Source organism: Flavobacterium sp., assembly GCF_044348915.1.
GTDB lineage: Bacteria > Bacteroidota > Bacteroidia > Flavobacteriales > Flavobacteriaceae > Flavobacterium.
Window position 1 is genome coordinate 1 of the sequence record NZ_JBIKRX010000117.1, and the last position, 6,774, is coordinate 6,774.

Here is a 6,774-nt window from a genome sequence, read left to right on the forward strand (position 1 = left end):
CACAAATTCTAACTTCTAACCTTCTGTTCCCATTTCCAAGCGCTTTCCATAGCCTGTTCTAATGTGGATTCAGCTTTCCAGCCCAGAACATCATTCGCTTTATCCGTATTGGCATAAGCCGAAGTTATATCTCCTTCTCGCCGAGCCACGATTTTATAAGGAAGTTTTTGTCCACTAACTTTTTCGAAAGCCTGAATCACTTCTAGAACTGTACTTCCTGTTCCTGTTCCCAAATTAAAAACCTCAACTTTGTCCAAATTCTTTTTATCCAACAAACGTTTCATCGCTATAACGTGCGCTTTCGCCAAATCGACTACGTGAATGTAATCGCGCACTGCTGTTCCGTCTAATGTTGGATAATCATTGCCATAAACCGATAATTCTTTTCGTAACCCGAAACCAGTTTGGGTAATAAACGGTACTAAATTTTGTGGAACTCCAATTGGCAATTCGCCTATTTCAGCAGATGGATGTGCTCCAATTGGGTTGAAATAACGCAACAAAATCGCATTGATATTGGTTACTTTCGCTGTGTCTGTTATGATCTCTTCTCCTATCTGTTTGGTGTTTCCGTATGGAGACATTGCAAGTTGAATAGAAGCATTTTCTGTAATGGGCATTTTTTCGGCTTGACCGTAAACTGTACAAGACGAACTAAAAATGAAATTGGCTTCTGGTAATTTTTGCAATTCTTGAAGCAAATAAACCAAACTGTTGATGTTATTTTCATAATACAACAACGGATTTTCAACACTTTCGCCCACTGCTTTGGATGCCGCAAAATGAATTACTCCCGAAATATCTCGATGTTTTTTGAAAAATTCCTGAACTTTCCCTTTTTCGCGCAAATCCAACTTTTCAAAAAGTGGTTTTTTGTTCGTGATAGCAACAATTCCTTTTAAAACTTCTTCCGAAGAATTCGATAGATCATCTATAATCACTACTTCAAAACCTTGATTTTGCAGTTCAACAACGGTATGTGAACCGATAAAACCTAAGCCTCCAGTTACTAAAATTTTCATATATATTTTTTAAGGTGTTGGTAATTTATAAGCTTGTCTCGCTATCATCAACCATTGTTTTTTTTGTTTTTGCCAAACTTGCATTACTCCAATTTTGGTTTCCTTGTCAACTCCACCATCTTTGGCACGAGATAAGAAAATATGTCTCACAATTGCAGTTTCTCCTACAATGGAAATAGTCTGGCTCTGAAATTCTAATAAAACTACATTCGATTTCTTTTTCACAACATTGTCGATAAATGCCGATTGATTCTCGATATTGCCGCCGGAATGCCCGTAACTTAAAGCACTTGCGGTTACAGCAGCTAGTTTTGATCCATCTGCAGTCATTAATCCTTGACGCAAAATTTCAACTTGTGAAGCTATCACAGCTTCATCTTTGCTTACTGTTTTATCTTGCGCCCAGCCTGAGAATTGAAATAAAAACATCGCAACAATTACCTTGAAATGTCTCATAATTATTTGTTTAAAAATTCCAAAACGCTGTCTGTTATAAATTTTATTTGTTCATCATCCAATTCGGTGTGCATTGGCAACGAAATTACCTCTTTTACCAACTGATTGGTAACTGGAAAATCTTCTTCCTTGTAACGAGAATCAAGATATGCTTTTTGAGAATGCAACGGAATTGGGTAATAAATCGCGCAAGGAATACCTTTTTCTAGCAAATGCTGCATCAAACCATTTCTGTCTGCATCAACAATTCGAAGGGTATATTGATGAAAAACGTGGCAATCACAAACATCGCAAATGATTGGCGCTATAATATTTTTATGATCGATAAGTGCCGCTGTGTATTTTCGAGCAGCATTTTGTCGTGCCGCATTGTATTGGTCTAACAATGGTAGTTTAGCATTCAAAACTGCCGCTTGAATACTGTCTAACCTTGAATTAACTCCAACCACATCGTGATGGTAACGCTCGTACATTCCGTGATTTACAATTCCACGAATGGTATGTGCCAAAGCATCGTCGTTGGTAAAAATCGCTCCACCATCGCCATAACATCCTAAATTTTTAGAAGGGAAAAATGAAGTTGCTCCTACGTGACCTATTGCTCCTGCTCTCTTTTTCGTTCCGTCAGAAAACTTACAGTAAGCACCTATTGCCTGTGCATTATCTTCAATTACAAACAAATTATGCTCTGTTGCAATTGTCATAATCGCTTCCATATTGGCCGCGCGACCAAATAAATGCACTGGCACAATAGCCTTAGTTTTTGGTGTAATCGCTTTTTTGATAGCCTCGATAGAAATGTTCATATTTACCATATCGACATCGACCAAAACTGGCGTCAATTGCAACAACGCGATCACTTCGACAGTTGCAGCAAAAGTAAAATCGGCAGTGATCACCTCATCGCCCGGTTGCAATCCCAATCCCATCATTGCAATTTGCAAAGCATCTGTCCCATTGGCACAGGGAATTACATGTTTAACTCCAAGATAATCTTCGAGATTTTTTTGAAATTGATGAACTTTAGGCCCATTAATGTAAGTGTTAGTATCTAAAACTTCTTGAATGGAGAGATTTACCTCGTCTTTTATTTTATCGTATTGACTTTTTAGGTCAACCATTTGTATTTTTTTCATTTACTCTTTTTTTAATGTTCAATTTAAACCTAGTTTGCTTTACTTTCGAAAGCCGAACAAAGTTAAAATTCACCACAAAAATAGGGATTTTACAAGAATGATTTTATAGATATTTAAAAGAAACCGTATTTTTACGGCAGAAAATTTTTAATATGCTTTTTATCTACAATATAATCGTTCAAATTGCGAGTTTTTTATTGAAAATCATCGCTTTTTTCAGCCCAAAAATGAAGCTTTTTGTCGATGGACGGACGCCTGTTTTTGATATTTTAGCTTCCAAAATTAAGCCTGAAGACAAAACTATTTGGTTTCACGCTGCTTCATTAGGCGAATACGAGCAAGGATTGCCCGTTATCGAAAAAATAAAAATAAAATACCCAGCTCATAAAATCTTGGTTACATTTTTCTCTCCTTCGGGTTATGAGGTTAGAAAAAACAATGCTGTTGCCGATGTTACGATTTACTTGCCTTTGGATACCAAAAAAAATGCAAAGCAATTTCTAAATCTAGCGCATCCAGATTTAGTTTTCTTCATCAAATACGAATATTGGCCCAATTATTTGAACGAACTTCGAAAGCTTAAAACGCCTACGTATTTGATCTCCGGAATTTTTAGAGAAAACCAACTGTTTTTTAATTGGTACGGTGGATTTTACAGAAAAGCATTGGAAACATTCACTTACTTTTTTGTTCAAAACGAAAGTTCAAAAAAACTATTATTGCAATTAGGAAAAACCAATGTAGCCGTTTCGGGAGACACGCGTTTTGACCGAGTGGCTACCATTTTAGAAAAAGACAATACTTTAGGCTTTATAGAAGCATTCAAAAACGACACATTAACCATTGTTGTTGGGAGTTCTTGGCCAAAAGACGAAAGTTTATTAGTCGATTTCATCAATCAAACAAATGAAAAAGTTAAGTTTATCATTGCACCTCACAATATCAAAAGCGAACAAATTCAGGAATTAAAGAATTCTATTTCTAAAAAAGTGGTTTTATTTTCAGATGTAGGGACAGGTCACGACCTGTCCCTACAAGATTTTGATGTTTTCATTATCGACACCATCGGAATTCTGACTAAGATTTACAGTTATGCAGATATTGCTTACGTTGGCGGCGGTTTTGGCAATCCCGGCGTTCATAATATCTTGGAACCTGCTACTTTTGGCGTTCCGATTGTTATTGGTTCTAATTTCAGCCATTTTGCAGAAGCTACCGCTTTAGTAAATATGGGAGGCTGTAGTTCTATTGCCAACAAAAACGAGCTCTCAGATGCTTTATCGAATTTACTTAGAAACGAAGACATACGTCACGAAAAAGGTCATATTTGCAGCACTTTTGTACAAATGAACAAAGGAGCAACTTCTATTATTCTAAAACACATTTCGGAAGACTAAATATAATATCCCCAATAAATTACAACCTAAATCCAATACTATGAAAATTTTAAAATTGCTCTTATTTTTCTTTGTCATTCAAATGCAAGCCCAACAAGGTGGGATGTGGATTCCTTCCCTTTTACAAGGAATGAACGAGAAAGAAATGAAAAGTTTAGGAATGAAAATGTCTGTAAAAGACATTTATGATGTCAATCAATCGAGTTTGAAGGATGCTGTTCCGCATTTTAATGGCGGTTGTACCTCTGAAGTGATTTCTCCAAAAGGACTAATTTTAACCAACCATCATTGTGGATTTGGTGCCATTCAAAAACATTCAACTCTAGAACATGATTATTTAACCAATGGCTTTTGGGCTTATAAAATGGAAGACGAATTACCCAACGAGAATTTGGTGGTAACTTTCATCGTAAAAATTGAAGATGTAACTTCAAAAGTTTTGGAAGGTACGGCAAATTTGACTTCTGAAGCCGAAAAACAAAAGAAAATACAAGACAATATCTCTGTTTTAAGTGCTTCTTTGCCAAAAGAAAGCTGGCAAGAAAATAAGATTCGAACGTTTTACGAGGGCAATCAATATATGCTTTTTGTGACCGAAACCTTTAAAGATGTTCGTTTGGTTGGAGCTCCACCATCCTCTATCGGAAAATTTGGTTCCGATACTGACAATTGGGTTTGGCCAAGACACAATGGTGATTTTTCGTTGTTTAGAATCTACGCTGACAAAAACAATCGACCGGCAACTTATTCAAAGGACAACATTCCCTATACTCCCAAACATTTTTTACCCATTTCTTTGGATGGCGTAAAAGACGATGATTTTACAATGGTTTTTGGTTATCCTGGGAAAACAAATGAATATTTACCTTCAGTAGCGATCGCCCAAATTGCAAACGAATTGAATCCAGCCAAAATCGAAATCAGAGACCAAGCATTGAAGGTAGCCGATGGATTTATGCGAAAAGACAATGCCATCAAAATTCAATATGCGTCAAAATATGCCAGCATTGCCAATTATTGGAAGAAATGGATTGGAGAAACCCAAGGTTTGAAAAAATCAGATGCCGTAGCTATTAAAAAAAATCAAGAAATCGCATTTCAAGAAAAAGTGGTAAAAGCTGGAAAACAAGCTGAATATGGCAATTTAATGACTGATTTTGACAAAAACTATGCTGAAATTGCTCCTTATGCCTTGGCAAGAGATTATTTTTCTGAAGTTGTTCTTAGAAATACCGAATTGTTGAGTGGCGGGTACACATTATACCAATTAGAACAAATTTATTATACTAAAGGAGAGCAAGCTTTTACCGATAGAAAAAACAATTTACTTAATGGATTAGCCGGGTATTATAAAGATTTTAACCCCAATGTTGACCAAAAAGTTTTCGAACAATTGATTCAATTGTATGCCACAAAAGTGCCTGCAGCATTTTTACCAAGTCAATTAGTAAATATCAATGCCTCTGATTTAGCTACAGCAATATACGGACAATCTAAATTAGTCGATTATAACAGCCTAAAAACATTGCTTACTGGCGATTCGAAAACGGTTTTGGCCAATTTAAATTCGGATAAAGGGTATATTCTAGTAAAAAACATCTCTGAAAAATATCTGAAAGACGTTGCCCCAAAATACGAAGAAATCAATTTGAAAATTTCGGCTTTGCAGCGAACCTATATGAAAGCGCAATTGGAATTAAACAACGATGGAAGACTCTTTCCTGATGCCAATAGTACACTCAGGGTGACCTACGGAAAAGTAAAAGGATATGCGCCAAAAGACGGAACTATATATACTTCGAAAACCTACTTGGATGGTATTATGGAAAAATACATTCCAGGCGATTACGAATTTGATGTCCCTGCAAAACTAATCGATTTATACAAAACAAAGAATTATGGCCCGTATGCTGAAAATGGTAAAATGCCAGTTTGTTTTATTGGCACGAATCATACGACTGGCGGCAACTCTGGAAGTCCGGCACTCGATGCAAAAGGGAATTTGATCGGGCTCAATTTTGATAGAGTTTGGGAAGGAACTATGAGTGATATTTATTACGATCCTAGCATCTGTAGAAATATTATGGTTGATGTACGCTACATATTGTTCATTATGGATAAATATGCGGGCGCAAATAATTTAATAAATGAATTGAAATTAGTTCATCCAAAAAAATAATACATTAAAAAGAATTCAATAAATTTTTTCTTTGGGGAGATATTTTGAGAAAAATTGTAATTTGTTTCCATAATTATTCATAAAAACATCCTAGTTGCAATTATATCAGAAGTTCAGCCGCAAAAAAAAAATGAAAAAAATAATGAAAAAATATTTTAACTATTAAAAAATTTATATCTTTGCCCCGAATTAATAATTAACCTTTTATAATTAAGTAAGATGAAAAAAGTACTTTTAAGTTTAGCTGTTGTTGCTGTTTTAACTGTTGTATCATGTAAAAAAGCTGAAGAAGCTCCTGCTGCTGAGGCTGTAGACACTACTGCTGTAGCTGTTGATACTGCTGCTGTTGTAGCTGATACTGCTGCTGTTGTAGCTGATACTGCTGCTGCTGCTGCACCTGCTGCTGAAGCTGCACCTGCTAAGTAATTCTAAATTACAGAAAAAAATAAGCTACGCATTGCGTGGCTTTTTTTTGCTTTTGTTTGAACTAAATTTCACACAAATCTAGATCCAACATTAGCCTATTTGTAGGAAAACAAAAAAGCCATTAACAAAAATTGTAATGGCTTTTTTCAATAAATAGT

General features: G+C 35.7%; 6 protein-coding genes. 3 read left to right on the forward strand and 3 right to left on the reverse strand.

Annotation, left to right across the window (positions count from 1 at the left end; translation table 11 throughout):
- Nucleotides 1–8: 8 nt before the first annotated feature.
- Genes galE through ACIQ1E_RS13270 form a run of 3 tightly spaced genes read right to left on the reverse strand, consistent with a single transcriptional unit; the run spans nucleotide 9 to nucleotide 2,614 of the window.
- Complete coding sequence (gene galE, locus ACIQ1E_RS13260; protein WP_396171790.1) at nucleotides 9–1,022, reverse strand: UDP-glucose 4-epimerase GalE; 1,014 nt, start codon at nucleotides 1,020–1,022, stop codon at nucleotides 9–11.
- 9 nt (nucleotides 1,023–1,031) lie between these two features.
- Nucleotides 1,032–1,478, reverse strand: coding sequence for a nuclear transport factor 2 family protein (locus ACIQ1E_RS13265; RefSeq protein ID WP_396171791.1), 447 nt, complete (start codon nucleotides 1,476–1,478; stop codon nucleotides 1,032–1,034).
- Between the two features lie 2 nt (nucleotides 1,479–1,480).
- Complete coding sequence (locus ACIQ1E_RS13270) at nucleotides 1,481–2,614, reverse strand: DegT/DnrJ/EryC1/StrS family aminotransferase (protein WP_396171792.1); 1,134 nt, start codon at nucleotides 2,612–2,614, stop codon at nucleotides 1,481–1,483.
- Between the two features lie 152 nt (nucleotides 2,615–2,766).
- Here ACIQ1E_RS13270 and ACIQ1E_RS13275 point away from each other — a divergent pair, with 152 nt between their 5' ends.
- From ACIQ1E_RS13275 to ACIQ1E_RS13285, 3 genes are all read left to right on the forward strand, one after another.
- Nucleotides 2,767–4,011: a 3-deoxy-D-manno-octulosonic acid transferase gene (locus ACIQ1E_RS13275; protein ID WP_396171793.1), complete on the forward strand. Its 1,245-nt coding sequence runs from the start codon at nucleotides 2,767–2,769 to the stop codon at nucleotides 4,009–4,011.
- Nucleotides 4,012–4,051: 40 nt separating this feature from the next.
- Nucleotides 4,052–6,190: a S46 family peptidase gene (locus ACIQ1E_RS13280; protein WP_396171794.1), complete on the forward strand. Its 2,139-nt coding sequence runs from the start codon at nucleotides 4,052–4,054 to the stop codon at nucleotides 6,188–6,190.
- A gap of 219 nt (nucleotides 6,191–6,409) precedes the next feature.
- Complete coding sequence (locus tag ACIQ1E_RS13285) at nucleotides 6,410–6,616, forward strand: hypothetical protein (protein ID WP_315145271.1); 207 nt, start codon at nucleotides 6,410–6,412, stop codon at nucleotides 6,614–6,616.
- The last annotated feature ends 158 nt before the right edge of the window (nucleotides 6,617–6,774 follow it).

What these genes read in the sequence shown, in the direction of transcription:
- galE (WP_396171790.1), bottom strand. Translation starts at nt 1,022, where the DNA reads ATGAAAATTTTAGTAACTGGAGGCTTAGGTTTTATCGGTTCACATACC.
- ACIQ1E_RS13265 (WP_396171791.1), bottom strand. Translation starts at nt 1,478, where the DNA reads ATGAGACATTTCAAGGTAATTGTTGCGATGTTTTTATTTCAATTCTCA.
- ACIQ1E_RS13270 (WP_396171792.1), bottom strand. Translation starts at nt 2,614, where the DNA reads ATGAAAAAAATACAAATGGTTGACCTAAAAAGTCAATACGATAAAATA.
- ACIQ1E_RS13275 (WP_396171793.1), top strand. Translation starts at nt 2,767, where the DNA reads ATGCTTTTTATCTACAATATAATCGTTCAAATTGCGAGTTTTTTATTG.
- ACIQ1E_RS13280 (WP_396171794.1), top strand. Translation starts at nt 4,052, where the DNA reads ATGAAAATTTTAAAATTGCTCTTATTTTTCTTTGTCATTCAAATGCAA.
- ACIQ1E_RS13285 (WP_315145271.1), top strand. Translation starts at nt 6,410, where the DNA reads ATGAAAAAAGTACTTTTAAGTTTAGCTGTTGTTGCTGTTTTAACTGTT.